The sequence below is a fragment of the Pseudomonas sp. HMSC076A11 genome (assembly GCF_001810205.1).
GTDB classification, from domain to species: domain Bacteria; phylum Pseudomonadota; class Gammaproteobacteria; order Pseudomonadales; family Pseudomonadaceae; genus Pseudomonas; species Pseudomonas aeruginosa.
Genome location: NZ_KV800309.1, coordinates 131,289 through 156,800 on the forward strand (window position 1 = coordinate 131,289; position 25,512 = coordinate 156,800).

Here is a 25,512-nt window from a genome sequence, read left to right on the forward strand (position 1 = left end):
GCCAGCGGAGCCTCAGTCTCCGCTGGCGCCAGCCGGGGTCAGCAACAACGCACGAACGTCGTCGAGCATCGAGTCCCACTCGTCCTGGCCAATGTCCATCAGGCGGAAGTAGCGCAACATGAAGGCGCCCTCCACCGCCAGGAACGCCAGGCGCGCACGGCGCCCCTCGGGTGCGGACAGGTCCAGGCCTTCCAACCGGCTGCGATACCACTGGTTGCTGCCCTCCAGGTGCTCGGGCGTCTGGATCAGCGCCGCCATCAGCGCCGCCGCCTTGCTGCTGGACAACTCGTCCGAACGCTGGGTCGCCTCGGCATGCGCGCGAACCCGCGTCAGCGGCGTCGGCTGCTTCCCCGCCACCGCTTCGAACAGGCTGTCGTAGGCCTTGCCCCAGCGCTCGAAGATCGCGTCGATCAGCGCGTCCTTGGTACCGAAGCAGTACTGCACGCCGCCCTTGGTGATGCCCATCTCCTTCGCCACCGCATCGATGGTCAGGCCGGCCGCGCCCTCGCGGGCGATCACCGCCTCGGCGGCATCGAGCAACTGGTCGCGGTCGATCGTTCGTCGGCGTCCCATGGCTACCTCTTGAGTTTGAATCCATACGTATGTATTTATATTTTCACGCGTCCGCCCGTGGCGCGCAATTCCCGTTATCCACGGCGAGCGAAGAACCGTTCGCCACAGAGGTTATCCCATGTTCCGGCAGAATCGCTGGCTGGTCCTGGCCATCGTCTCCAGCGCCCTGTTCCTCATCATCATCGACATGACCGTGCTCTACACGGCCCTGCCGCGCCTGACCCACGACCTCGGCGCGACGGCCGCGGAGAAGCTCTGGATCGTCAACGCCTATCCGCTGGTGGTCGCCGGCCTGCTGCCCGGCGCCGGTTTGCTCAGCGACCGCCTTGGCCACAAGCGGCTGTTCCTCGCCGGCCTGCCGCTGTTCGGCCTGGCCTCGCTGTGCGCCGCCTTCGCCCCCAGCGCCGCGGCGCTGATCGCCGCCCGCGCCGGGTTGGCGGTGGGCGCGGCACTGATGATGCCGGCGACCCTGTCGATCGTCCGCCATGTCTTCCAGGACGAACGCGAACGCGCCCTGGCCATCGGCATCTGGGCCTCCGTCGCCTCTGCCGGCGCGGCGCTGGGGCCGGTGGTCGGCGGCGTGCTGCTGGAGTTCTTCTGGTGGGGCTCGGTGTTCCTCATCAACGTCCCGGTGGTGGCCATCGCCCTGTTGCTGGCGCTGCCGGCCATCCCCGCCTGCGGCGGCCAGTCACGGCGCCCATGGGACGCCCTCGGCTCGCTGCAGGTGATGTTCGGCCTGGTCGGGGTGGTGTATGCGATCAAGGAACTCAGCACACGCGCCCCGGACTTCGGGCTGGCCGTCCTGGCCGCGCTCGGCGGCATGCTCTGCCTGTACCTGTTCGTCCGCCGCCAGCGCCGCGCCCGCGAACCGATGATCGACTTCGCGCTGTTCCGCAACCGGCGCTTCGCCCGCGGCGTCGCGGTGGCCCTGGTGGCGACCATGGCGCTGGTCGGCATGGAACTGGTGTTCAGCCAGCACCTGCAACTGGTGCAGGGCCTGACGCCGCTGAAGGCCGGCCTGTTCGTCCTGCCGATCCCGCTGGCCTCGCTGGTTGTCGGGCCGCTGGCCGGTTGGCTGGTGCCGCGCTGGGGCGAGAACCGGGTGATGTGCGCCTCCCTGCTGCTCGGCAGCGCCGGATTGCTCGGCCTGGCCCTGTCCTACCAGGCCGCCACCGGAGCGCAACTGGCCAGCCTGGTGCTGCTCGGCGTCGGCTTCGGCGGCGCGATGACCGCCGCCTCCACCGCGGTGATGCTCAACGTGGACGAACAGAGTTCCGGAATGGCGGCCGCCATCGAGGACGTGTCCTACGAACTGGGCGGGGTGATCGGCGTGACCCTGCTCGGCAGCCTGATGAGTTTCGTCTACGGGATGTCGCTGAGGCTGCCCTCGGCCGAGCTGCCGGCGCGGGTCCGCGACAGCCTCGACGACGCCCTGTTGGTCGCCGAGGGCCTGGCGCCGGAGGTCGCGTCGCGGCTCGTCGAGCTTGCCCGGCAGGCTTTCGACCAGGCCTTCGTCGCCGTGCTGCTGGCCGCCGCCGCGCTGCTCTTCCTCAGCGCCATGGCGGTCCTGCGCCAGCCGCGTCCGGCTACAGAGCCAGCGCCACCAGCACCGCACACTCGGTAAGTTCGACCAGCGCGCCGGCGGTGTCCCCGGTGGTGCCGCCGAGGCGCGCGAGGAAACGGCTGCGCAGCCAGGCGAAGAGCATCAGCGTCACCAGCAACGCCAGCAGGCCGGCCAGGCCGAACGCCAGGGCCAGGCCGAAACTCACCCCCAGCACCCACGGCAGGCTGCGCGCCGGCAGGTGCTCGGCGATGGCCTGGCCGAGGCCGCCGGGGCGCGCGTAGGGCGTGGTCAGGAACAGCAGCGGCAGGCTGCTGCGCGCCAGCCACGGGGCCAGCGGCAACAACCCGGCCTCGCCCTGGCCGAGCAGCGCCGCCAGGGCGGAGAACTTCAACAACAGGACCAGTACCAGGACCACCACCGCCACCGGGCCGCTGCGCGGGTCCTTCATGATCGCCAGGGTCCGCTCGCGGTCGCCCAGCCCGCCGACCCAGGCGTCCGCCATGTCGGCCAGGCCGTCCAGGTGCAGCGCGCCGCTCAGCGCCACCCACAGGCTCAGCAGCAAGGCTGCCTGCAACAGCGGCGGCGTACCGTCGAGCGACCGCGCCGCGGCGTACAGCACGACGCCGATCAGCACCCCGACCAGTGGATAGCAGAGCACCGCGCGGCCGAACTGTTCCGGCGTCGGCATCGCCGACAGGCGCACCGGCAGGCGGGTGAGGAACTGCAAGGCGACCAGCAGTGAGCGCAAGGCTTCGCGCATGACTATTCCCCTTCCCGGCATTCGTGCCAGCGATCATCGCCCTCTCCGGCGCGCAGGCCGAACAGTGCGCCATGACCGACGTCCACCTGCAGCAAGTGCTCGCGCGGCAGGCCACGGGCGCGAGCGAGCAACAGACGGATGACGCCGCCATGGGTCACCAGCAGCACACGACGGCCGGCATGACGCTGGCGCAGGCGTCGCTGGGCGGCCAGCACCCGCGCCTCGAACTCGGACAGCGGCTCGCCGCCCGGCGGGGTAAAGGCGTAGGGATCGGCCCAGAAGCGGCCGAGCGCCTCGCTGTGGCCGTCCATCAGGGCGGCCGCCGAGCGCCCCTCCCAAGCGCCGAAATGCAGTTCGCGCAGATCGTTTTCCAGTTCCAGCTCGATCCCCTGGCGCTGCGCCAGTTCCTCGGCGAAGGCGCGGCAACGTTGCAATGGCGAGCTGACCAGCAGGTCCCAGCGTCCGCCTTCCACCGCCGTGCGCATCTGCGCCCAGCCACGCGCGGTCAAGGCGTCGTCGAGGCTGCCGCGGAAACCGCCGCCGGACTCGGTTTCGCCATGCCGCAGGAGGTCCAGGCGCAGGCTCATGCCGGGCGGTCCGAGACCGCCGCTTCGGCGAAGGTCGCCATCCCCGCGTGCAGCGCGCAGGCCTGGCGCAGCAGCGGCACCGCCAGCGCCGCGCCGCTGCCCTCGCCCAGGCGCAGGCCGAGGTCGAGCAGCGGTTGCGCCGCCAGGGCTTCGAGCACATGGCGATGGCCCGGCTCGGCACCGCTGTGGGCGAACAGCAGCCAGTCGCGGCAGGCCGGGTTCAGGCGCACCGCGCAGAGCGCCGCGACGCTGCAGATGTAGCCGTCGACCAGGGCGACCATGCCTTTCTGCGCGCAGGCCAGGTAGGCGCCGGCCAGCGCGGCGATCTCCAGGCCACCGAGACGGCGGAGGGTTTCGAAGGGGTCGGCGCGATGGGCGCCGTGCAGGGCCAGGGCACGCTCGATCACCGCGGCCTTGTGCGCCACGCCGCTGGCGTCCAGCCCGGTTCCCGGCCCGACCAGCGCGCTCGCCGGCGCATCCAGCAGCGCGCAGGCCATGGCCGCCGCCGCGGTGGTATTGCCGATGCCCATCTCGCCGCCGATGAACAGCTGGCTGCCGGCCTGCTCGGCGCGGCGCACGCTTTCGCGCCCGGCCTCGAGCGCCAGCAGGCACTCTTCGGCGCCCATCGCCGGGGCCTCGACGAAGTTCGCGGTGCCCGCCGCCAGGCGCAGGTGACGCACGCCGGGCAAGGCTTCCAGGGGGAACGCGGTGCCCAGGTCGACCACCTCCAGGCCGGCGCCGAGTTCGCGCGCCAGCACGCTGATCGCCGCGCCGCCGCGGACGAAGTTGCGCAGCATCTCGCCGGTGACCGCCTGCGGATAGGCCGAGATGCCCTCGGCGACTACCCCGTGGTCGCCGGCGAAGACCGTCACCCAGATCCTCTCCAGGCTCGGTCGTTCGCGCCCCTGCAACGCCGCCAGGTCGATCGCCACTTGCTCCAGGCGGCCCAGCGAGCCGCGCGGCTTGGTCAACCGGTCCTGGCGTTCGGCCGCGCGCCGGCGCATCTGCGGGTCCGCCTCGCGGCAGGTGTCGCGCCACCATTGCAGACTCATAGCGGTTCTCCTTTCAACGGCATGGGCAGGCCGGCGACGGTGAAGGTCACCCGTTCGCAGCGTTCGGCGATGGCCTGGTGCAGCCAGCCGGCCTCGTCGACGTAGCGCCGGCTGAGTTCGCCCAGCGGCACCACGCCGAGCCCGGTTTCGTTGCTGACCAAGATGATCCGTCCCGGCAGCTCGCCGAGACATTCCAGCAGCGCCTCGCGCTCGCCGTCGAGACGCTGGGGATCGTCGCAGAGCAGCAGGTTGGTCAGCCACAGGGTCAGGCAGTCGACCAGCAGGCAGCGTCCGGCCTCGGCCTCGCTGCGCAGCGTCGCCGCCAGCGCCAGAGGCTCCTCCAGGGTTCGCCAGTGGGCCGGGCGGCGCGCGCGGTGCTCGGCGATGCGCCGGCCCATTTCGCCGTCGCCGGCCTGGGCGGTGGCGATGTAGCTCACCGCCAGCCCGCTCTCGGCGGCCAGGCGCTCGGCCAGGCGGCTCTTGCCGGAACGGGCGCCGCCAAGGATCAGGTCACGCATGGGGTTCTCCGCAGAGGGCGAGCAATCGCCCGGTATCCAGGTGGCGCTCGACCAGGTCGGCGAGCCGCTCGATGTCGCGTTCGCGCAAGGCCTGGTAGTCCACCGCCTGGACCTCGCGCAGGCCGGCCCAGCGCAGCAGCGCCGAACAGGCCGCGGTGGATTCGAACAGGCCGTGCAGGTAGGTGCCCATGACGTTCCCGTCGACGCTGCGGGCACCATCCGCGCGGCCATCGTCGAGCACCACCGCCGGCCGCGCCAGGGCTTCGCCACGGGTGACTCCGGCATGGATCTCGTAGCCCGACAGCGGCGCATCCTCCAGGCTCAGGCGGCCCTGTACGTTGCGCAATTGCTTGTCCGCCTCCAGGGTCGTTTCCAACGCCAGCAGGCCGAGGCCAGCGCTGCTGCCGGCCGCGCCTTCCAGGCCGAGCGGATCGTGCAGGCGCTCGCCGAGCATCTGCAGGCCGCCGCAGATCCCCAGCAGGCGACCGCCGTAGCGCAGGTGACGGAGGATCGCCTCGTCCCAGCCACGCTCGCGCAGCGCCGCGAGGTCGGCGCGCACGCTCTTCGAGCCGGGCAGGACGATCAGGTCCGCCGACGGCAGCGCCTGGCCGGGGCCGACGAAGCTCAACTCGACCTGGGGGTGCAGGCGCAGCGGATCGAAATCGGTGTGGTTGCTGATCCTCGGCAGCACCGGCACCACCACCTTCAGGCGCGGCCCGACCTTGGCCGCCTGGCGCGTGTCGATGGCGTCCTCCGCCTCCAGGTGCAGGTCGCTGACATAGGGCAGCACGCCGAGCACCGGCTTGCCGGTGCGCGTCTCCAGCCAGTCGAGGCCAGGTTGCAGCAGGGCGATGTCGCCGCGGAAACGATTGATGACGAAGCCCTTGACCCGCTCCCGCTCCGAGTCGGAGAGCAGTTCCAGGGTGCCGACCAGGTGGGCGAAGACCCCGCCGCGGTCGATATCGGCGACCAGGATCACCGGGCAATCCACCGCTTCGGCGAAGCCCATGTTGGCGATGTCGTTGGCGCGCAGGTTGATCTCCGCCGGCGAGCCGGCGCCCTCCACCATCACCACCCGGTAGGCGGCGGCGAGCCGCCCATGGGAAGCCAGCACCGCTTCCATCGCCACGCGCTTGTAGTCGTGGTAGGCGGCGGCGTCCATGCTGGTCACCGCGCGGCCATGGATGATCACCTGGGCGCCGATGTCGGTGTTCGGCTTGAGCAGCACCGGGTTCATGTCGGTGTGCGGCGCCAGCCGGCAGGCCTGGGCCTGGACCGCCTGGGCGCGGCCGATCTCGCCGCCGTCGGCGGTGACCGCGCTGTTCAGCGCCATGTTCTGCGGCTTGAACGGCACCACCGCGACGCCGCGCCGGGCCAGCCAGCGGCACAGCGCGGTCACCAGGGTGCTCTTGCCGGCGTCCGAGGTGGTGCCCTGGACCATCAGGGTCCGTCCGCGATCACTCATGAGCAGGCTCCTTGAAGCCGAGCAGCGCGGCATCCAGCCGGGCCCAGGCGGCCTCGTCGGCGGGCAGGCCGAGGCGCAGGCTGGCCGGCTGCTCGAATTGGCGGGTGAGGATGCCGCGCCGCGCCAGGTAGTCGTGCAACGCCGCGCAGCGTGGATCGACCAGGCGCTGGAACAGCGCGCTGCCGCCCGCCGGCGGCCAGCCGTGGCGGCGCAGCAGTTCCTCCAGGCGCTGGCTGGCGGCCAGCAGGCGCTCGCGCTGCTGGCGCTGTTGCTGGCGGTCGCGCAAGGCACTCTGGGCCACATGGCGCACCGGGCCATTGACCGTCCACGGGCCGAGCTGCTCGGCCAGCGCCTGCAACAGCGGCCGTTCGCCGAGGGCGAAGCCGAGCCGCGCGCCGGCCAGGCCGAAGAACTTGCCGAACGAGCGCAGCACGATCAATCCGGGCCGGTTGCTGCAGGCCGCCAGGCTCGACTGCGGGGTGCAGTCCATGAACGCCTCGTCGACCAGCAGCCAGCCGCCGCGACGTTGCAGGCGGGCATGCCAGGCCAGCAGCTCGGCGGGCTCGAAGACCCGCCCGGTGGGGTTGTTCGGGTTGACCACCAGCAGCACGTCGAGGCTGTCGAGATAGGGCTCGACCTCGGCCTCGCCGATCTCCCGCACCAGGTGCCCGGCCTGGCGCCAGGCGTGGGCGTGCTCGGCGTAGCACGGCGACAGGACGCCGACCCGCCCGCCCCGCCGCATCCTCGGCAGGGCCTGGATCGCCGCCTGGCTGCCAGCCAGCGGCAATACCCGTTCGGCGCCGTAGTAGAGGCAGGCGGCGGCTTCCAGGCCGTCGTCGCTCTCCGGCAGGCGGGTCCAGGCCTGCTCGGGGATCGCCGGCAGCGGAAACGGCCAGGGCGCGATGCCGGTGGACAGGTCCAGCCAGTCCGCCAGCGGAATGTCGTAACGGCGCGCCGCCTCGCGCAACCGCCCTCCGTGTTCAAGCATGCAGCCACCCCATGGCCCAGAGTCCGGCCAGCACCAGCAGCCAGAGCAGCACGCCCTGGCGCACCAGCGCCAGGGCCCGATAGATGTCGCGGCCCTGCGGCTGCGGGCCGCTGCCGAGGAGCGGCCGCTGGTGCAGCTCGCCGTGGTAGATCGCCGCGCCGCCCAGGGAAACCCCCAGCGCACCGGCGCCGGCGGCCATCACCGGGCCGGCGTTGGGGCTGTCCCATTGCGGCGCCTGCTCGCGCCAGCAGCGCAGGGCCTGGCGGGTGTCGCCGAGCAGCGCGTAGGTCAGCGCCACCAGCCGCGCCGGCAGGTAGTTGAGGATGTCGTCGATCTTCGCCGCGGCCCAGCCGAAGCGCTCGAAGCGCGCGTTGCGGTAGCCCCACATCGCGTCCAGGGTATTGCTCAGGCGATACAGCACCACCCCCGGCGCGCCGGCCACGGCGAACCAGAACAGGGCGGCGTAGACCGCGTCGCTGCCGTTCTCCAGTACCGATTCGGTGGCCGCGCGGGCGACCCCGGCCTGGTCCAGTTCGCGGGTATCGCGGCTGACCAGGTAGCCGACACGTCGCCGCGCCTCGTCCAGGTCGCCGGCGCGCAAGGCCAGCGCCACCGGTTCGGCGTGCTCGCCGAGGCTGCGCAGGCCGAGCGCGGCGTACAGCGCCAGGGCCTGGACCAGCCAGCCGAGGTAGGGAAGTTCAGCGAGCGCCCAGGCCAGCAGGGTCAGCGGCAGTACCGCGAGGACCCAGGCGGTCACCCCGTGGCTGCGCCAGCCGACCCCGGGATCGGCCTCGCCGGCCAGGCGCGAGCGGTTGAAACGGCGCTCCAGGCGATCGGCCAGGCGGCCGAAGGCGACCAGCGGGTGCCAGCCCTGCGGCTCGCCGAAGCGCGCATCCAGCGCCACGCCGAGGATACCCAGCAGTGCGCTCATGCTCGCTCGCCCCAACGGTTCTGGTAGACCAGCTCGGCCAGCGGACGCGGTTCGCTCCAACCCTCCAGCGCCAGCATCGGCGCCGGGTAGAACTCCGCCACCGGGCCCAGGCAGAGCACCGCCACCGCCTCGCTGCCGGGCGGCAGGCCGAGCAACTCGCCCAGCGCGGCCGGATCGAACAACGATACCCAGCCCATCCCCAGGCCCTCGGCGCGACTGGCCAGCCAGAGGTTCTGGATCGCGCAGGCGAGCGACGCCAGGTCCATCTGCGGCAGGGTCCGGCGACCGAACACATGGCGTTCGCGGTCGTCCATCAGGGCGGCGACCAGCAGTTCGGCGCAATCCAGCACGCCCTCGACCTTGAGCCGCATGAACTCGTCGGAGCGCTCGCCGAGGGCTTCGGCGGTGCGTCCGCGTTCCTCCTCGACCAGCCCGTGGATGGCCCGCCGCAACGCCGGCTCGGGGATACGGATGAAGCGCCAGGGTTGCATCAGGCCGACGCTGGGCGCCTGGTGTGCGGCCTCCAGCAGCCGCGCGAGCAGCTCCGGCGCCACGCTGCCGCCGCTGAAGTGGCGCATGTCGCGGCGCTCGGCGATGGCCCGGTAGACGGCGGCGCGCTCCGTGGCGCTGAAGGCGTGGGAAGAATCGGACATGTCAGTCGGCGTCTCGCGCGGGCGCCAGCAACGCAGCGGCGGCCTGCGGGTTGGAAGGCAGGTAGAAATGGATATAGGAAGCCGTCAGCCGGCCAAGACGGAACACCGCCTCCGCCGTGTTCCGGCCGTTCGGGCAGACGCCACGGGCCAGAGGCTCGACGGCGCAGTCGAGGGTCGAGTGATGGAAGGTATGCCCGCGCAGCCGCCCTTCCGGCAGCTCGACCTCCTGCAAGGCCAGGGCGGTCAGGCGCTTCTGCAGGCGCGCCCGGCCCGGCAGCAGGCCGAGCAGTTCGCCGCGCTCGCCGTCGGCGTCTTCCAGGCAGTCGAGCAGGTAGAGCATGCCGCCGCACTCGGCCAGCAGCGGCTTGCCGGCGGCATGGTGGGCTCGGATCGCCTCGGCCATGGCGCGATTGCCCTGCAGGCGCCCCAGGTACAGTTCGGGGTAGCCGCCCGGCAGGTACAGGCTGTCCACGGCGGGCAACGCCTGGTCCTGCAGCGGCGAGAAGAACGCCAGTTCGGCGCCGAGTTCGCGCAGCAGGTCGAGATTGGCCTGGTAGAGGAAGGCGAACGAGGCATCGCGAGCCACGCCGATGCGCACGCCTTCCAGGCTGCTTTGCAGCGGCGCCGGAGCGGGCACCTCGAAGGTCACCGGCTCCGGCAGGTCGGTCTCGGCGCTGGCCCGCAAGGCGTCGGCGGCGGCGTCCAGGCGCGCATCGAGATCGGCCAGTTCCTCGGCCTGGACCAGGCCCAGGTGGCGGCTCGGCAGTTCGAATTCGGCCGAGCGCGGCAGGCCGCCGAACCAGCGCATGCCGGGCGGCAGGCAATCGCGCAGGATGTCGCTGTGGCGCTGGCTGCCGACGCGGTTGCCGAGCACTCCGGAAAACGGCAGGTCCGGCTGGAAATGCGCCAGGCCGTAGGCTAGCGCGCCGAAGGTCTGGGCCATCGCCGCGCCGTTGATCACCCCCAGCACCGGCACGCCGAAACGCCGCGCCAGGTCTGCCGCCGAGGGGTTGCCATCGAACAGGCCCATCACCCCTTCGATGAGGATCAGGTCGGCCTCGCCGGCGGCCCGCGCCAGCAGGCGTCGCGCTTCGGCCTCGCCGACCATCCACAGGTCGAGCTGGTAGACCGGCGCGCCGGAGGCGCGGGCGAGGATCATCGGGTCGAGGAAGTCCGGCCCGCACTTGAACACCCGCACCCGCCGCCCCTGGCGCGCATGCAGGCGGGCCAGGGCGGCGGTGACGGTGGTCTTGCCCTGGCCGGAGGCCGGGGCGGCGATCAGCAGGGCCGGACAGCGTGCCTGGGTCATGGGCGAAGCGTCTCCGCGCATGGCGCCGGCATCAGAATTCCACTCCTTTCTGCGCCTTGATCCCGGCCTTGAACGCGTGCTTGACCAGGCTCATCTCGGTCACCGTGTCGGCGGCCTCGACCATCCCCGGCTGCGCGCCGCGGCCGGTCACCACCACATGCTGCATGGCCGGGCGCGCCTGGATGTCGGCGAGGACCCTGTCCAGTTCCAGGTAGCCGTGCTTGAGGGCGATGTTCAATTCGTCCAGCACCACCAGGCCCACGTCCGGGTCGGCCAGCAATTGCGCGGCGACCTTCCAGGCTGCCTCGGCCTTGGCGATGTCGCGCTGGCGGTCCTGGGTCTCCCAGGTGAAGCCCTCGCCCATCACGTGGTAGCTGACTTCCTCGGGGAAGCGCCGGAAGAAGGCTTCCTCGCCGGTGCTGGCGGCGCCCTTGATGAACTGCACGACACCGACCTTCATGCCATGGCCCAGGGCCCGCGCGACCATGCCGAAGGCCGAGCTGCTCTTGCCCTTGCCGTTGCCGCTATGCACCAGGAGCACGCCGCGTTCGTCGCGGGCCTGGGCGATCTTCTCGTCGACCACGGCCTTCTTGCGCTCCATCCGCTCGCGGTGGCGCTGGTCCTTCTCGGGGGATTCGTTCATCGTCGATCACTCCTTGCGGCGACGCGGCCGCGCCGTCGCCTCGCTCATTCGAAATACCCGGCCTCACAGAGCCTGGTAGCGCACGCTGAGGTAGACCGCCTGGCCAGGCTGGTTGTAGCCATACGCGGTTTCGTAGTCGGCACCGAACAGGTTGGCGATCCGGCCCTGCAGGCGCCATTCGTCGTTCAGCCGGTACTCGCTGCGCAGGTCGAGGGTGGCGTAGCCGCCCAGGCGCACCTTGTTGGCCGGGTCATCATAGCGTCGGCCTTCGGCGTGCACGCTGGCGCCCAGCGAAAGACGCTCGAAGCGCCGGTCCAGTTCCAGGTTGAACATCCGCCGCGCCCGGCGCGGCAGCTCGTTGCCGTCGTTGACGCCGCCGGAACGGTTTTGCGGGTCGAGGAAGGTTGCGTTGGCGTTCCAGTCCCAGCCCAGCCACTGGCTGCCGAGGACCAGTTCGACGCCACGGATGCGCGCTTCGTCGATGTTGTTCGGCTGCCCCCAGGGGCGCCCCGGCGCCGGACGCGGATCGTTGCCGATCAGGTCGTCGACGTTGGTACGGAAGGCATTTACCGCCCAGTGCCCCCAGCCATGCGTACCGCTCAGCCCGACTTCCAGGCTGCGCGAAGTCTCGGCGTCCAGGTCGGGATTGCCGTAGTCAGGGTAGTAGAGTTCGTTGAAGGTCGGCGCCTTGAACGCCGTGCCGTAGCTGACGGTGAAGCGCAGCGCGTCGCTCAGCGCGTAGCCCCAGGCGGCGCTGCCGGTGTCGTGCACGCCGAACTGCTGGTTGTCGTCGCGGCGCAGGCTCAGTTGCCAATCCTGGCGACCGTACTGGCCGAGGTACTGGGCGAACCAGCCTTTGTTCAGCCGCGAGTCGACGCTGAAGGCTTCGCTGCTGCTGATCTCGTCCTTCTGCCAGTCGTAGCCGAGGGTCAGCACATGGCCTTCGGCCAGGGTCAGGTCGTTCTGCCAGGACAGGCTGTCGCGACGGGTATCGAAGCGCGAGTAGAAACGGCCATCCTGATAGGCATCAGCCTTGTCCTCGCTGCGCCCGGCCTGGAGGGTCACCAGCCAGGGATCGAACGGAGTGAAGCGGGCACGGCCGCCGACCAGGTTCTGCTCGCCGTCGGCGTTGGCATTGAAACCGGAGTTGCCGAAGACCTGGTCATAGTCGTTGTGCGACTTGGCCCTCAGCAGGGTACCGTCGAGTTCCAGGCCATTGTCGAAGCGATAGCCGCCGCGCAGGTTGCCGGACAGGTTGCGGTAGCCGTCTCGGTCTGGCTCATAGCCCGCAGTACCGGCGCGCTTGGTATTGATCCCCGCCGTATCGAAGCTGCTCACCCCGAGGCTGTACCAGCCGTTGCCAGCGCCGCCGCTGACCCCGGCGCTGCCCTCCAGGGTCTGATGGGTGCCGTAACCGGCGGAGAAGAACGGCTTGGCGCCCTGGCCGTCGCCGCGCCGGGTGAAGATCTGGATCACCCCGCCGATGGCCTCCGAGCCGTACAGGCTGGAACGCGGCCCGCGGACCACCTCGATGCGCTCGATCAGCTCCACCGGCAAGTCCTGGAACGCGGTGAGGCCAGCGCTGGCCGAGCCGACCTTGATGCCGTCGATCAGCACCAGCACATGGTCGGACTCGGTGCCGCGCAGGAACAGCGTGGTGTTCTTGCCGAAACCGCCGTTGTTCGCCAGCGACACGCCGGGTACCTGGCGCAACAGCTCCGGCACGCTGCGCGCCTGGCTGCGCTCGATATCCTCGCGGTCGATGACGCTCACCGCCGCCAGGCTCTGGGAAGCGGTCTGGGCGGTACGGGTGGCGGTCACCACCTGGTCGGCAAGGCTGACCGGTTCGGCCAGGCTCAGGGAAGACGCGCCGCACAGCGCCACGGCTGCCGGGGTCAGGAAAACTCTGTTCATGCTCTGCGCTGCTCCGTCGCTCTCACCCGCGCGACCTGGGTTGAGGCAGACGGAGGACGAAGCGACGGCAGGAGACGTCCGACAGCGCCCTCCGCGATGCCGTGGGTGCGTCAGGCCGGTCTCCGGGCTCGCGAGCGAAGCGCTGGACGCTTCCAGCCGCGCCTTCCCATGCCGGAGCACAGTGGTCATCGAGCGGCTGTCTGATTCGCCTACCGTTGCGGGGGCAGCGCTGGCCTGGTTCCGACGGAACGCACCAGCTTCCCTGTTTCACCCCTTGCGGGGCACCTGTCGCAAGGCGCGCAGCTTAGTGGTTCGGGGCTTGCGCGGTCAATGTGGGCGGCCACCGCAGAACTAGCGCCCGGCTCCGGGGAGCGGGTCCGCGCGCAGCGCCGTCCCGGCCGGAGCATGGCTGCGGCACCACTGCCGCCAGGTGGCCTGCAACTGCACCAGCGCGGCGCCGGCCAGCTCGCCGCGTTCGCTGCCGGCCAGCGGGCTGGCGGCCAGGGCCTTGAGCAGGCGCGCGGTCGGCGGGTCGAGGGCGTGTTCACGCTCAGCCCGCGGGCCATCGCCCAGCAGCGCCAGGCGCAGGCGCCGCAGGTAGCGGTCGCGGGCCTGCGCCAGGGACGCCGGGACCTCCTCCAGGCACTGCCGCAGGTAGAGCAGCTCGTCGCCGAAGTCGAGTCCCATCAGGCCGTCCGACCAGGGCTGGCGGCGCCCCTCCGGCAAACGGTCGTAGCGCTGCGCCAGGCGGATCAGGCGATCCGCGGTGCGCCCGCCGAACCAGGCCTCAGCCTGCGCCGGCGAGCGCAGGGTGAGCCGCGCCAGGTCGCCGAGGGTGGCCTGCAGCATGCGCCGGTAATGGCGTTCGCCCGGCCGCAGGCTGACCAGGTTGAACACCAGCACGGCGAAGGCCACCCCGAGCACCGTCGACAGGGCGTTGTTGAGGAAGTGCGCGAGGTCGTAGCTCATGCTGTTGCTCGGCGCGACGTTCTTCACGAAGAAGATGCAGAACGGCGAGGCGATCCCGGCCAGGCTCGCCCGGTTCACGCACAGCGCGGCGAAGAACAGCGGTACGCCCAGGCCCAGGCAGAGCAGCGGGAAGCCGTCCACGCCGGGCAGGTAGAACAGTGCGACGAAGCCGGCCAGCGGGATCGACAGGAGGATCCCGCGAAGGAAGTTCAGGCCGGCCTGGGCCGGGTTGTCGCGGCTGGCGAAGAGACTCAGCACCACGCCGGTGATCGACACCGCGCCCAACCCGCTCGGCCAGGCGCTGGCCAGCCAGAACGCGGCCACGCAGAGGAACGCCAGGGCGCTGCGCAGGCCGAACAGCACGCCGCGCTCGATGTCCCGGTGCCAGGCGATGGCGCCCGGCGCCTGGCGGGTGGGCGCGCCATAGACCAGCGCCTCGACGCTGCGCCCGGCCGCCCTCGCCTCGCCGAGCAGGCGTTCGAGGCAGACCAGGCACAGGTGCAACTGTCCATGCGCCGCGTCCAGCGCCAGGCGCAAGCGCTGCCGGCAGGCCTCGAACTCGGCCTGGCGGCCCTCGCGCAACAGTGCCTCGAGTTCTTCCAGCCAGGGCTGCAAGGCGTGCGCGCTGGCCGGATCGAGCAGCCTCCGCTCGCGAGCCACCTTGCGCGCCGCGCGCAGCAGGCCGAGCAGGTCGAGGCCAAGCACGCGCAAGGCCTGGGAACGGGCGCGGCCGAGTGCGCCCTCGAACCAGGCGTGGTCGCGCTGGGCGTCCGCCGCGGCGATCCGCCCCAGCGCCGCGAGCAGCTCGCCGCGTTCGTCGGCACCGCGCAGCTCCGCCGCGGCCGCCTGCAAGCCGGCCTCCCAGGCCGCCTTGCCCTGGTTCGCCAACTGGCGTTCCAGGCGCCGCGGCCAGAGCAGTACATTCACCAGCGCCGCGCAGAGGATGCCCAGGCCGATCTCCGAGCAGCGGGCCACCGCCTGGTCGAACACCGTCGCCGGATCGGCGCTGGCCGGCAGGGCGACGATCGCCGCGGTGTAGCCGGCCAGGACGAAACCGTAGGATGCATGGTTGTGCAGCAGCGACGCGCCGGCGGTGCAGAACGCCAGCCAGAGCGCCATCAGCAGGAGGAAGGGCAGCGACGCCTGACCATAGAGCGCGACCATGCCGATGGACACCAGCGCACCGGCGCAGGTGCCGATCAGGCGGAACATGCCCTTGGCCAGGACCATGCCGCTATAGGGCTGGCTGACCACGAACACCGTCATCAATGCCCATTGCGGCTGCTCCAGCTCCAGGCTGAAGGCCAGGTACAGGGCCAACCCGCCGGCCAGCAGGGCCTTCACCGCGAACTGCAGTTCGTGCAAGCGCGGGCACAGCAGCACCTGCACCAGGTCGGAGGAAAAGAAGGAAGGCTTGGCCATCGCGGACGCCCCGAAATACATGAGCGAGCGAATTATTAGCAAGCTAATTTTCTATTGTCCAGCCTCTCCGCGAACTTTCCGGAAGAGCGTTTCGCCCTGCGAAACATGCGCCGCCGCCCGCCCCTCTCCTGCGTGGGAGGCATCACGCCAAGGGCGTCCCGCAGCAGCACGGAGGCCCACTGGAGCCAACCAACACGCCTGCGCAGAAGGCGCCAACCGGCAGCGGCAGCCGCCGAGCGTTCGTATACAATATCCCGCACGTTCCCAACGCCACGCAGGTTGCCCCGCTTGCCTCTCTCCATGCTCAACGCCCCTAACCTGGGCATCGCTCCTTCGGCCTCCGAGATCATCGCCAAGCACCTGCGCGAAGCGATCATCGCCGGGCATTTCGCCGAGGACGAACCGATCCGCCAGGACGACATCGCGCAACTCTTCAATGTCAGCAAGATTCCCGTCCGCGAGGCCCTCAAGCGCCTGGAAGCGGAAGGCCTGGTGCTGTTCCAGCGCAACAAGGGCGCGGTGGTGACGCGTATTTCCGAACCGGAACTGGCGCAGATGTTCGAAGTGCGGGTGCTGCTCGAGGCGCAGGCGATCCGCCTGGCGGTGCCGAACATGGACGAGACCACCTTCGCCCGCGCCGAGGCGATCTGCGCCGACTTCGTCGGCGAAGACAACGTCGGCCGCTGGGCCGAACTCAACTGGCAACTGCACGCCTGCCTCTACGAACCGGCGCAGCGGCCGTTCCTGGTCAACCTGATCCGCTCCATCCACGACAAGCTGGAACGCTACCTGCGCATGCAGATGAGCCTGTCCGAAGGCAAGCAGCGCGCCGACCAGGAACACCGCGAGATCGTCGCCGCCTGTCGCGCCGGCGATGCCGAACGGGCCGCGGCACTGATCGAGGCACATATCGTCGGGGTCTGCCGGACCCTCTACGAACACCTGCCGAACCGCCCGGCCAGCACCTGAGCCGGGCCATCCCGGCTATGCCGCTTTCGTCATCCGCCTGAGCGAAAACCCTCAAGCGCCCCGCCCCGCCGAAACGCCACCCTGTGGCGCATTCCCCGGCACAGGCGAGGGCCACCATGCAACGCATCCGCATCATCGATTCGCATACCGGCGGCGAGCCCACCCGCCTGGTCATCGGCGGTTTTCCCGATCTCGGCCAGGGCGACATGGCCGAGCGCCGGCGCCTGCTCGGCGAGCGCCATGACGCCTGGCGCGCCGCCTGCATCCTCGAACCGCGCGGCAGCGACGTACTGGTCGGCGCCCTGCTCTGCGCACCGGTCGATCCCGAAGCCTGTGCCGGAGTGATCTTCTTCAACAACAGTGGCTACCTCGGCATGTGCGGCCACGGCACCATCGGCCTGGTCGCCTCGCTGGCACACCTCGGGCGGATCGGTCCCGGCGTGCACCGCATCGAGACGCCGGTCGGCGAGGTCGAGGCGACCCTCCACGAGGACGGCTCGGTCAGCGTGCGCAACGTGCCGGCCTACCGCTACCGTCGCCAGGTCAGCGTCGAAGTGCCCGGCATCGGCCGGGTCAGCGGCGACATCGCCTGGGGCGGCAACTGGTTCTTCCTGGTCGCCGGACACGGCCAGCGCATCGCCGGCGACAACCTCGACGCCCTCACCGCCTACACCGTCGCCGTCCAGCAGGCGCTGGAAGACCAGGGCATCCGCGGCGAGGACGGCGGCGCCATCGATCACATCGAACTGTTCGCCGACGATCCCCACGCCGACAGCCGCAACTTCGTGCTCTGTCCCGGCAAGGCCTACGACCGCTCGCCCTGCGGCACCGGCACCAGCGCCAAGCTGGCCTGCCTGGCCGCCGACGGCAAGCTGCTGCCCGGCCAGCCCTGGCGCCAGGCGAGCGTGATCGGCAGCCAGTTCGAGGGGCGTTACGAATGGCTCGACGGCCAGCCCGGCGGGCGCATCGTGCCGACCATCCGCGGCCGCGCCCACGTCAGCGCGGAAGCCACCCTGCTGCTGGCGGACGACGATCCGTTCGCCTGGGGCATCCGCCGGTGAACGCCGAGGTCATCGTGGTCGGCGCCGGCATCGTCGGCAGCGCCTGCGCCCATGAACTGGCGCGTCGCGGCCTCGACGTACTGGTGCTGGACAGCCGCCGCGGCGGTGCCACCGCGGTGGGCATGGGGCACCTGGTGGCGATGGACGACAACCCGGCCGAACTGGCCCTCAGCGACTACTCGATCCAGGCCTGGCGCGCCTGGGCGGCGGATCTGCCGGAAGACTGCGCGTACCGCAATTGCGGCACCCTCTGGCTGGCCGCCGACGCCAGCGAACTCGCCGAGGCCGAACGCAAGCGCCAGGCGCTGCAAGCCGCCGGCGTTGCCTGCCGGATGCTTGGCGCCGCGCGCCTGTACGCCCTCGAACCGGCCCTGCGGCCGGGCCTGGCCGGCGCCCTGGAGGTGTCCGGCGACGGCATCCTCTACGCGCCCAACGCCGCGCGCTGGCTGCTCGACCAGGCCGGGCCGCGCCTGCGCCGGCTGTACGCCGAAGTCAGCGAAGTGGACGGCAGCCGCCTGCGCCTGGCCGACGGCCGCTGGCTGAGCGCCGAGGCGCTGGTGCTGGCCAACGGCATCCATGCCGGCGAGCTGTGCGCGGAGCTGCCGATCCGCCCGAAGAAAGGCCACCTGCTGATCACCGACCGCTATCCCGGCACCCTCCGCCATCAACTGGTGGAACTCGGCTATGTCAGCAGCGCCCACGCCAGCAGCGGTACCTCGGTAGCCTTCAACGCCCAGCCGCGCCCCACCGGGCAGGTCTTCCTCGGCTCCTCGCGGCAGTTCGACACGCTCGACCCGCAGGTGGAAGGCCCGGTGCTGGCGCGCATGCTGCGGCGTGCCCTGGACTACCTGCCGGGGCTCGCCGACCTCAATGCGATCCGCGCCTGGACCGGCTTCCGCGCCGCCACTCCGGACGGCCTGCCGCTGCTTGGCGAGCACCCGGCGCAGCCAGGCCTGTGGCTGGCGGTCGGCCACGAGGGCCTGGGCGTGACCACCGCGCCGGGCAGCGCGCGCCTGCTCGCCGCCCAGTTGTTCGGCGAAACGCCGCCGCTGGATGCCACGCCTTATCTGCCGCAACGCTTCCTCTCCAGCTCCAGGAGTGCCCGGCCATGATCGAACTGTTCATCGACCGGCGTCCGCTGCGGGTCGCCGTCGGTACCAGCGTGGCGGCCGCCCTCGCCCTCGGCGGCGACGGCTGCTCCCGCAGCGCGGTCGGCGGCGGGCGGCGCGCGCCGTTCTGCGGCATGGGCGCGTGCCAGGAATGCCGGGTATTGATCGACGGTCGGCGACGCCTGGCCTGCCAGACCGTCTGCCAATCCGGCATGCGCGTGGAGACCCAGGCATGAGCGCCGACTACGACCTGCTGATCGTCGGTGCCGGCCCCGCCGGCCTGGCCGCAGCGCTGGCCGCCGCGCCGAGCGGCGCGCGCATCGCCCTGGTCGACGACAACCCGGCCGCCGGCGGACAGATCTGGCGCGACGGCCCGCGTGCCAGCCTTCCGCCGCGTGCCCATCAGATGCGCCAACGCCTGGCCGGGCAGGCCAATGTCGAGCACTTCCCGGCGACCCGGGTGGTCGCCTGCGGTCCCGGCAGGCGCCTGTTGCTGGAAGACCCGCAACGTGGCTGGCAGGTCGGCTACCGACGCCTGGTCCTCTGCACCGGCGCCCGCGAACTGCTGCTGCCTTTTCCCGGCTGGACCCTCCCCGGCGTCACCGGCGCCGGCGGCCTGCAGGCGTTGGCCAAGGGCGGCCTGCCACTGGCCGGCCAGCGCCTGGTGGTGGCCGGCTCCGGCCCGCTGCTGCTGGCCAGCGCCGCCAGCGCCAGCCACTGCGGGGCGCGCCTGCTGCACGTCGCCGAACAGGCGCCGGCGAGAACCCTGGCCGCCTTCGCCGTACGCCTCCCGCGCTGGCCCGGCAAGCTGTGGCAGGCCGCCGGCCTGTTCGCCCGTAGCTACCGCGCCGACAGCTACGTGCTCGCCGCCCTCGGCGAGGAGCGCCTGGAAGCCGTGCGCCTGCGCGAAGGCGGTCGGGTCCGCGAGATCGCCTGCGAACGCCTGGCCTGCGGCTTCGGCCTGGTGCCCAACGTGCAACTCGGCCAGGCCCTCGGCTATCGCCTCGACGGCCCGGCGCTCGCCGTCGACGAATGGCAGGCCGGCAGCCTGCCCGACCACTACGCCGCCGGCGAATGCACCGGCTTCGGCGGCAGCGAACTGGCCCTGGTGGAAGGCACCATCGCCGGCCATGCCGCCGTCGACGAGCGCGACGCGGCTCGCCGCCTGTGGCCACGACGGCGACGCTGGCAGGGCTTCGCCGACACCCTGGCGCGACACTTCGCCCTGCGTGCCGAACTGCGTGAACTGGCGGAGGCGGATACCCTGGTCTGCCGTTGCGAAGACGTCCCCTTGGCCGCGCTGGCCGGGCATGCCGGCTGGACCGAGGCCAAGCTGCACAGCCGTTGCGGCATGGGCGCCTGCCAGGGGCGGATATGCGGCAGCGCCGCGCAATTCCTGTTCGGCTGGACGCCTCCGGCGCCGCGTCCGCCGTTCAGCCCGGCGCGCCTGGAGACCCTGGCCTGCTGGCAGGGCGACGCCGGCTAGCGACGCTCGGCGCGATACAGCCAGCCGAGGCCGGCCAGCGACAGCAGCAGGCCACCCAGCAGCATGGGTGTCAGCGGCTCGGCGAACATCCAGTGCGCCCATAGCAGGGTCAGCGCCGGGCTCAGGTACAGCGCCGCGCTGCCACCCTGTGCGGAAAGATGGCGCAGGCCCAGCCAGTACAGGCCGTAGCCGCCGAAGGTGGGCAGCAGCACCAGCCAGGCGAGCCCGAACAGGAATCCGCCGGACAGCGGCGGCCGCAGGCTACCCTCCGCCAGCGCCAGGCCGGCGAACGCCGGCAGCGCGGCGCCGATCTGCACGAACAGCACCACGGCCAGCGATCCCGGCGCATCGTCCCAGCGCTTCTGCAACAGGGTGGCCAGGGCCAGCGCCAGCATGCCCAGCAGCGGCAGGCCGTAGGCCCAGCCCGGCGCCCGCCCCAGCGCCAACGCCGCATGCCCGGCCCAGAGCACCCCGGCGACGCCCAGGGCGATCCCCGGCCACTGCCCCGGCCGCGTTCGCTGCCCCGGCAGGACCAGCGCCAGCAAGGCCACCAGCAGCGGCAACAGGTCGGCCATCAGCGCCGCCACGCCCGGCGAGACGCCGAGTTCGATGGCCTTGGCGATCGGCGCGATGTAGCCCGCGTAGGCCAACGCCCCGATCAGCGCCTGGCGCCGCCACTGGCGCGCCGACAACCGGCGCAGCCCGGCCCAGGCGAAGGGCAGCAGCAGCGCCAGGCAAACGGCGAAGCGCCAGAAGCTGGTGAGGAACACCGGCGCCTGTTCCATGGCATAGCGGTAGCCGACGAAGCCGGAACTCCAGGCCAGTACCATGCCCAGTTGCACGGCCAGCAGGCGGGTCGCCCCAGGCATCGCTCGCGGGGTGCAGGTGGTCGCGCGCATCGCTCGCCTCCGTCGGTCAGGTTCGAGTCGAGGCTAGGCGGCCTCCGCCGCTACTATCAAACGAAACTATCTGCACCAGTCATGCAGGAAATCGGAACCATGAGCGCCAACCTGGATATCGAGCTGCTGCGTACCTTCCATGCCATCCTGCGCTTCGGCCGCTTTCTCGCCGCGGCCAGCCACCTCAACCGCAGCCCCTCGGCGGTGAGCACCCACGTCCGGCGCCTGGAGGAACTGGCCGGCGGCCGGCTGTTCGAGCGCGACAACCAGTCGGTGCGGCTGACCCCGCTGGGGCAGCGGTTCCAGCGCCAGACCGCCGAGCTGCTGGAGACCCACGACCGCGTGCTCGCCGGGTTGCGCAGACGGGAAGAGCCGCTGCGGGTGCGCTTCGGCATTTCCGAGGAATACGCCGGCAAGCTGCTCGGCCGCCTCCTGCCACGCCTCGGCGCGGAACTGCCGGCGCTGGAGCTGGAGGTGCTCACCGACGCCAGCGGCAGGCTGGCCGGACGCCTGCGGCGCGGCCAGCTGGACCTCGCCCTGCTGGTGCAAGCGCAAGACGAAACCCCGTACGACGGGCACTCCCGCGAGATCGGCGGCACCCAGCCGGTGTGGGTCGCCGGCCACGGCCTGCGGATCGATCCGCAACGCCCGCTGCCGCTGGCCCTGCACGGCCAGGGTTGTCCCTATCGGCAGGCGCTGCTGGAAGCCCTCGGCGCGACGGGCCGGCGCTGGCGCACGGTGGTCAGCAGTCCCGGCGCGGCGGCGCTGGAAGCGGCCATCGAAGGCGGCCTGGCGATCGGCGTGATCGACCGTGCGCGGGTCGGCCCGACGATGCGCGTGCTGGGGCCGGCGGAGGGCTTCGCCGAACTGCCCGCCCACCGCATTCGCCTGGCCTTCGCCCCGGGAGAGCGGCCGCCGGCGCTGGAGCGCCTCGGCGAACTGATCGCCGAGGAGTTCCGGCTCTGAGCCGCTACAGCGCCGGGCGCTAGACCCGCAGGCGGTGGCCGTCTGTCAGTTTCCGGCAGCAGTCGCTCACTGCGCGGCGATGCTTTCCCGTTCACGCCACTCGCGCAGCAACGCCTGGCGCCGGCGCCGCCCTCGATGTGCGCGCCCTGCTGTCGCAGGGTGGCGATATCGCGGTAGAGGGTGCGCAGGCTGATCCCCAGTTCGCCGGCGAGCACATGCCCGGCCACCGGGTAACGGTGCCGGCGCAGAATCTGCAGCAGGTCGAGCAGGCGCTGGCTACGGGACAGGGCGCCGACTCACAGTTGCTCCAGGCAGTCGCGGGCGTGGTCGTCGAGGGGGACGAAGACCAGCAGGCGATCGCCGTTCTTCGGCGCCGACCACCAGTTGGTCTGCTGCAGTTCGAATTCGCCGCAGCGCGCATGACGGAAGCGCTTGAGCTGGTTTTCGATACCCATCACCTCGTTGCGCCGCCAGATCTCGCGGAACTCCGCCGAAGCCTCCAGGCAGCGCTGCAACTGCCGCTCCCACAGCGGATCGCCCATGCGCTCGACCATTGCCGCGCGGAAGAAGCCGACCATCCGCGGCAACGCCTCCTCGCGGTTGGCCATGCAGTAGCGCCAGCGCTCGTGGGTCAGCGCCAGGTAGATGCAGTTGCGGTCTTCCTCGGGGATCTCCGCCAGGTCGATGCCCACCAGCCGGCAATAGGCGCGGTTGTAGCCGCGGATGTCGAAACGGGCGTTCTGCACCATGGCCGGCAACGGGTCGAGGGCATCGAGGATGGCCTGGGTGGCGGCCGAGGGCTTCTCGCAGACCGCCCGCCGCGCCGAGGTCGGCGCGGCCAGCCCGGCGAGGTTGAACAGGTGGTGGGTTTCCGTCTCGTTGCACAGCAGGGCCCGGGCGATGGCTCCGATCACCTGCTCCGAAGCGCGTACCGCGCGGCCCTGCTCCAGCCAGGTGTACCAGGTCACGCCGACCCCGGCGAGCTGCGCCACCTCCTCGCGACGCAGGCCCGGCGTGCGTCGGCGGCCGAGGCGGGAAATGCCGACCCGCTGCGGCTCGATGCTTTCCCGCCGGCGGCGCAGGAAGGCCCCCAGCTGTTCGGCGCGGGACGGCTGCGCGGGGCTTTCCGCAGCGTGGCTGGCAGGGGCGTCGAGGGGCATGGCGAAGTCCTCCGAAGGGCAGACGGGTAGCGCCAATACCAGGATAAGCAAGAACTGGTACCGGGTTAGCCAGAAGCGCATGCTGCCAGCCCACTCCCTTCCGCACAAGGACTCCGCCCATGCCCAGCACCGTCTCGTCGTCGCGGCTCGGCCTCGCCGGGCTCTGCATCCTGCTGGCGGGGCAACTGTTGCCGATGATCGATTTCTCCATCGTCAACGTCGCCCTCGACGCCCTCGCCCATTCCCTCGGCGCCAGCGAAACCGAACTGGAACTGATCGTCGCCGTCTACGGCGTGGCCTTCGCCGTGTGCCTGGCGATGGGCGGCCGGCTTGGCGACAACTACGGCCGTCGCCGCCTGTTCGATCTCGGCGTCGCCCTGTTCGCCGTCGCCTCGTTGCTTTGCGGGCTGGCCGGTTCGGTCTGGCTGCTGTTGGTGGCGCGCGCCCTGCAGGGCGTCGGCGCGGCGCTGGTCGTGCCGCAGATTCTCGCCACCCTGCATGTCAGCCTCAGCGGCCACGCGCATTCCCGCGCGCTGGCCGCCTACGGCGCCATCGGCGGCCTGGCCTTCGTCGTCGGCCAGGTGCTCGGCGGCTTCCTGGTCTCCGCCGACATCGGCGGCCTCGGCTGGCGCAGCGTGTTCCTGATCAACCTGCCGATCTGCCTCGGCATTCTCCTTTGCAGCCGCCGCTGGGTACCGGAGACCCGCGCCGAGCATGCCGCCCGCGTCGACGCGCCGGGCACCCTGCTGCTCGCCGCGCTGATCCTCTGCCTGCTGCTGCCGCTGGCTCTCGGCCCATCGCTGCACTGGTCCTGGCCCTGCGCCCTGCTGCTGGCGGCGGCGGTGCCGCTGCTGGCCTGGCTGTGGCGCACCGAGCTGCGCCAGGAACGCCGCCAGGCCTGGCCGTTGCTGCCGCCGTCGCTGCTGCGCCTGCCGAGCATCCGCTTCGGCCTGTTGCTGGCGATCCTGTTCTTCGCCTGCTGGAGCGGCTTCATGTTCGCCCTTGCCCTGGCCCTGCAGGCCGGCGCCGGTCTCTCGCCGGTGCAGGCCGGCAATGCCTTCATCGCCCTCGGCGCCTCCTACTTCGTCTCGGCGCTGCTCACCGCCCGGGTGGCGGCGCGGATCGGCCCGGTACGCCTGCTGCTGCTCGGCTGCGTCATCCAGATGTGCGGCCTGCTCGGCCTGATGCTGACCCTGCAACGGGTCTGGCCGCAGCCGGGCATCCTCAACCTGGCGCCGGCGACCCTGGTGATCGGCTTCGGCCAGGCGTTCATCGTCAGCAGCTTCTTCCGCATCGGCCTCTCGGAGGTGCCGGCCGCCCAGGCCGGCGCCGGCAGCGCCATGCTCGCCACCGTCCAGCAGGCCTCCCTCGGCCTCGGCTCGGCGCTGCTCGGCGCGGTGTTCGCGCACAGGCTGGAGCGCCATGGCGACTACCTGGAAGCGACGCAGACGACCCTGGCCGTCGAGTTCGTCCTGATGACGCTGCTGCTCGGCGCCACCTGCCTCTTCTACCTGCGCCGCGTGCGCACGGTGCCATTGCGCTGCGACTCGCCGGGCAACTGAGGCGCGCGGCCGGGCCCTGTTCCCGGCCGCCGGCGCCCCGTATGCTGGCGCGGTCCCCCAGCCAGGCCTTCGCCCCGATGCACGACCTGCTCGCCGCCCCGCCCCCCGCCGACCTCGCCAGCCTGCTGGCCAGCCTGCGCCAGGTCGAGCCGCTGCTCGACGCCATGCCCGGCGTGGTGTTCTTCGTCAAGGACGAGCGCGCCCGCTACGTCCTGGTCAACCGCACCCTGGCACGCCGCTGCGGCGTGAAGGACAAGGCCGAACTGCTCGGCCGCAGCGCCGACGAGGTCTTCCCTTCCAGCCTCGGTCCGCTCTATGCCGAGCAGGATCGGCGCGTGCTGCGCGGCGGCGCGACGCTGGAGAACCAGTTGGAGCTGCACCTCTATCCCGGTCGCCAGCCGGGCTGGTGCCTGACCCACAAGCAGGCGCTGCGCGATGCCGACGGGGCGATCATCGGCATGGCCGGCATCTCCCACGACCTGCCGGCGGCGCAGTCGGCGCACCCGGCCTACGGCCGGCTGGCGGCGGTGGATGCGCATATCCGCGAGCACTACGACCAGCCGCTCAGCCTCGCCGATCTCACTGCCATCGCCGGGCTCTCGGTGGCGCAACTGGAGCGTCACTGCAAGCGCATCTTCCAGCTCACCCCACGGCAGATGATCCACAAGGCGCGGCTCGGCGCCGCCTCGCAACTGCTCGCCGGCGACGCGCCGATCACCGAGATCGCCCTGCGCTGCGGCTACACCGACCACAGCGCCTTCAGCCGCCAGTTCAAGGCGCTCACCGGACTCTCGCCGAGCCAGTACCGCGAGACCCATCGCCAGCCCCGAAAAGCGTAACGCCTCGCCCCGCCACGGGGCGGCGGTAGCAATCCTGCTCCCTTTTGTAACACCGCCGGCCGCGCCCGAGCGGGGCGCAGTCCGGCGCGGCATGGCACAGCGACGCGCCAGCC

At 71.5% G+C, this 25,512-nt stretch carries 24 protein-coding genes, 1 pseudogene and 1 riboswitch; of the genes and pseudogenes, 9 read left to right on the top strand and 16 right to left on the bottom strand.

The genetic code is table 11. The annotated features are described in order from the left end of the window. Positions 1–12: 12 nt before the first annotated feature. Positions 13–573, bottom strand: coding sequence for a TetR/AcrR family transcriptional regulator (locus HMPREF2716_RS15655; protein ID WP_023106922.1), 561 nt, complete (start codon positions 571–573; stop codon positions 13–15). 118 nt (positions 574–691) lie between these two features. Between HMPREF2716_RS15655 and HMPREF2716_RS15660 the strand changes: the two genes are divergently transcribed. Continuing rightward, a complete protein-coding gene (locus HMPREF2716_RS15660) occupies positions 692–2,197 on the top strand; it encodes an MFS transporter (RefSeq protein ID WP_003082607.1) in 1,506 nt (501 codons plus the stop codon). Here HMPREF2716_RS15660 and HMPREF2716_RS15665 read toward each other — a convergent pair. The 12 genes from HMPREF2716_RS15665 to HMPREF2716_RS15720 all read right to left on the bottom strand — a co-directional run bounded on the left by HMPREF2716_RS15665 (position 2,160) and on the right by HMPREF2716_RS15720 (position 15,348). Further along, complete coding sequence (locus HMPREF2716_RS15665) at positions 2,160–2,897, bottom strand: adenosylcobinamide-GDP ribazoletransferase (protein WP_003086787.1); 738 nt, start codon at positions 2,895–2,897, stop codon at positions 2,160–2,162. The genes HMPREF2716_RS15660 and HMPREF2716_RS15665 overlap by 38 nt on opposite strands. 2 nt (positions 2,898–2,899) lie before the next feature. After that, a complete protein-coding gene (gene cobC / locus HMPREF2716_RS15670) occupies positions 2,900–3,484 on the bottom strand; it encodes an alpha-ribazole phosphatase family protein (RefSeq protein ID WP_003112355.1) in 585 nt (194 codons plus the stop codon). Beyond that, the gene (gene cobT, locus HMPREF2716_RS15675; RefSeq protein ID WP_003112354.1) at positions 3,481–4,536 is read right to left on the bottom strand and encodes a nicotinate-nucleotide--dimethylbenzimidazole phosphoribosyltransferase; all 1,056 of its coding nucleotides are present in this window, start codon (positions 4,534–4,536) and stop codon (positions 3,481–3,483) included. The genes cobC and cobT overlap by 4 nt, the downstream gene beginning before the upstream one ends. Continuing rightward, positions 4,533–5,054, bottom strand: a complete 522-nt coding sequence (gene cobU, locus HMPREF2716_RS15680) for a bifunctional adenosylcobinamide kinase/adenosylcobinamide-phosphate guanylyltransferase (protein ID WP_003082599.1) — start codon at positions 5,052–5,054, stop codon at positions 4,533–4,535. Before cobU ends, cobT begins: the two co-directional genes overlap by 4 nt. Continuing rightward, the gene (locus tag HMPREF2716_RS15685) at positions 5,047–6,519 is read right to left on the bottom strand and encodes a cobyric acid synthase (protein ID WP_058148886.1); all 1,473 of its coding nucleotides are present in this window, start codon (positions 6,517–6,519) and stop codon (positions 5,047–5,049) included. The genes cobU and HMPREF2716_RS15685 overlap by 8 nt, the downstream gene beginning before the upstream one ends. Beyond that, complete coding sequence (gene cobD, locus HMPREF2716_RS15690; RefSeq protein ID WP_003123098.1) at positions 6,512–7,507, bottom strand: threonine-phosphate decarboxylase CobD; 996 nt, start codon at positions 7,505–7,507, stop codon at positions 6,512–6,514. The genes HMPREF2716_RS15685 and cobD overlap by 8 nt, the downstream gene beginning before the upstream one ends. Further along, positions 7,500–8,438: an adenosylcobinamide-phosphate synthase CbiB gene (gene cbiB / locus HMPREF2716_RS15695; protein WP_014603142.1), complete on the bottom strand. Its 939-nt coding sequence runs from the start codon at positions 8,436–8,438 to the stop codon at positions 7,500–7,502. The genes cobD and cbiB overlap by 8 nt, the downstream gene beginning before the upstream one ends. Further along, the gene (gene bluB / locus HMPREF2716_RS15700) at positions 8,435–9,091 is read right to left on the bottom strand and encodes a 5,6-dimethylbenzimidazole synthase (protein WP_070621953.1); all 657 of its coding nucleotides are present in this window, start codon (positions 9,089–9,091) and stop codon (positions 8,435–8,437) included. The genes cbiB and bluB overlap by 4 nt, the downstream gene beginning before the upstream one ends. 1 nt (position 9,092) lies before the next feature. Beyond that, entirely contained in the window at positions 9,093–10,400 is a 1,308-nt protein-coding gene (locus tag HMPREF2716_RS15705; RefSeq protein WP_033966578.1) for a cobyrinic acid a,c-diamide synthase CobB, read from the bottom strand. Positions 10,401–10,431: 31 nt separating this feature from the next. Continuing rightward, the gene (gene cobO, locus HMPREF2716_RS15710) at positions 10,432–11,043 is read right to left on the bottom strand and encodes a cob(I)yrinic acid a,c-diamide adenosyltransferase (RefSeq protein ID WP_003082589.1); all 612 of its coding nucleotides are present in this window, start codon (positions 11,041–11,043) and stop codon (positions 10,432–10,434) included. A gap of 63 nt (positions 11,044–11,106) precedes the next feature. Further along, positions 11,107–12,957, bottom strand: coding sequence for a TonB-dependent vitamin B12 receptor (btuB, locus tag HMPREF2716_RS15715; protein WP_004348772.1), 1,851 nt, complete (start codon positions 12,955–12,957; stop codon positions 11,107–11,109). 95 nt (positions 12,958–13,052) lie between these two features. Beyond that, positions 13,053–13,261: riboswitch (cobalamin riboswitch) on the bottom strand. Positions 13,262–13,308: 47 nt separating this feature from the next. Further along, positions 13,309–15,348, bottom strand: a complete 2,040-nt coding sequence (locus tag HMPREF2716_RS15720) for an FUSC family protein (protein ID WP_003123102.1) — start codon at positions 15,346–15,348, stop codon at positions 13,309–13,311. A gap of 300 nt (positions 15,349–15,648) precedes the next feature. Here HMPREF2716_RS15720 and HMPREF2716_RS15730 point away from each other — a divergent pair, with 300 nt between their 5' ends. From HMPREF2716_RS15730 to HMPREF2716_RS15750, 5 genes are all read left to right on the top strand, one after another. Then, complete coding sequence (locus tag HMPREF2716_RS15730) at positions 15,649–16,317, top strand: GntR family transcriptional regulator (RefSeq protein ID WP_003086767.1); 669 nt, start codon at positions 15,649–15,651, stop codon at positions 16,315–16,317. Between the two features lie 116 nt (positions 16,318–16,433). Further along, the gene (locus HMPREF2716_RS15735; protein WP_003082577.1) at positions 16,434–17,378 is read left to right on the top strand and encodes a 4-hydroxyproline epimerase; all 945 of its coding nucleotides are present in this window, start codon (positions 16,434–16,436) and stop codon (positions 17,376–17,378) included. Continuing rightward, entirely contained in the window at positions 17,375–18,490 is a 1,116-nt protein-coding gene (lhpB, locus tag HMPREF2716_RS15740) for a D-hydroxyproline dehydrogenase subunit beta LhpB (protein ID WP_043492820.1), read from the top strand. The genes HMPREF2716_RS15735 and lhpB overlap by 4 nt, the downstream gene beginning before the upstream one ends. Beyond that, the gene (locus HMPREF2716_RS15745; RefSeq protein WP_003114956.1) at positions 18,487–18,723 is read left to right on the top strand and encodes a (2Fe-2S)-binding protein; all 237 of its coding nucleotides are present in this window, start codon (positions 18,487–18,489) and stop codon (positions 18,721–18,723) included. Before lhpB ends, HMPREF2716_RS15745 begins: the two co-directional genes overlap by 4 nt. Further along, complete coding sequence (locus HMPREF2716_RS15750) at positions 18,720–19,973, top strand: NAD(P)/FAD-dependent oxidoreductase (RefSeq protein WP_023088444.1); 1,254 nt, start codon at positions 18,720–18,722, stop codon at positions 19,971–19,973. The genes HMPREF2716_RS15745 and HMPREF2716_RS15750 overlap by 4 nt, the downstream gene beginning before the upstream one ends. On the opposite strand, the gene HMPREF2716_RS15755 is transcribed toward HMPREF2716_RS15750, so the two are convergent. Beyond that, positions 19,970–20,872 carry a DMT family transporter gene (locus HMPREF2716_RS15755; RefSeq protein ID WP_003114958.1) on the bottom strand — a complete coding sequence of 301 codons (903 nt, stop codon included), beginning with the start codon at positions 20,870–20,872 and terminating at the stop codon, positions 19,970–19,972. The two genes, HMPREF2716_RS15750 and HMPREF2716_RS15755, sit on opposite strands and share 4 nt — an antisense overlap. Before the next feature lie 99 nt (positions 20,873–20,971). On the opposite strand from HMPREF2716_RS15755, the gene HMPREF2716_RS15760 reads away from it, so the two are divergent. Beyond that, the gene (locus HMPREF2716_RS15760; protein WP_003082572.1) at positions 20,972–21,838 is read left to right on the top strand and encodes a LysR family transcriptional regulator; all 867 of its coding nucleotides are present in this window, start codon (positions 20,972–20,974) and stop codon (positions 21,836–21,838) included. A gap of 137 nt (positions 21,839–21,975) precedes the next feature. Here the strand turns inward: HMPREF2716_RS15760 and HMPREF2716_RS28835 are convergent. Continuing rightward, a pseudogene (locus HMPREF2716_RS28835) lies at positions 21,976–22,125 on the bottom strand (HTH domain-containing protein); the annotation flags it as partial. A gap of 9 nt (positions 22,126–22,134) precedes the next feature. Further along, positions 22,135–23,079, bottom strand: coding sequence for a helix-turn-helix transcriptional regulator (locus HMPREF2716_RS15765; RefSeq protein WP_003082569.1), 945 nt, complete (start codon positions 23,077–23,079; stop codon positions 22,135–22,137). A 38-nt stretch (positions 23,080–23,117) separates the two neighbouring features. Between HMPREF2716_RS15765 and HMPREF2716_RS15770 the strand changes: the two genes are divergently transcribed. Beyond that, entirely contained in the window at positions 23,118–24,560 is a 1,443-nt protein-coding gene (locus HMPREF2716_RS15770) for an MFS transporter (RefSeq protein ID WP_003145342.1), read from the top strand. Positions 24,561–24,601: 41 nt separating this feature from the next. Then, on the top strand, positions 24,602–25,399 hold the full coding sequence (locus tag HMPREF2716_RS15775; RefSeq protein WP_031801285.1) for an AraC family transcriptional regulator: 798 nt from the start codon (positions 24,602–24,604) through the stop codon (positions 25,397–25,399). Positions 25,400–25,512 lie beyond the last annotated feature (113 nt).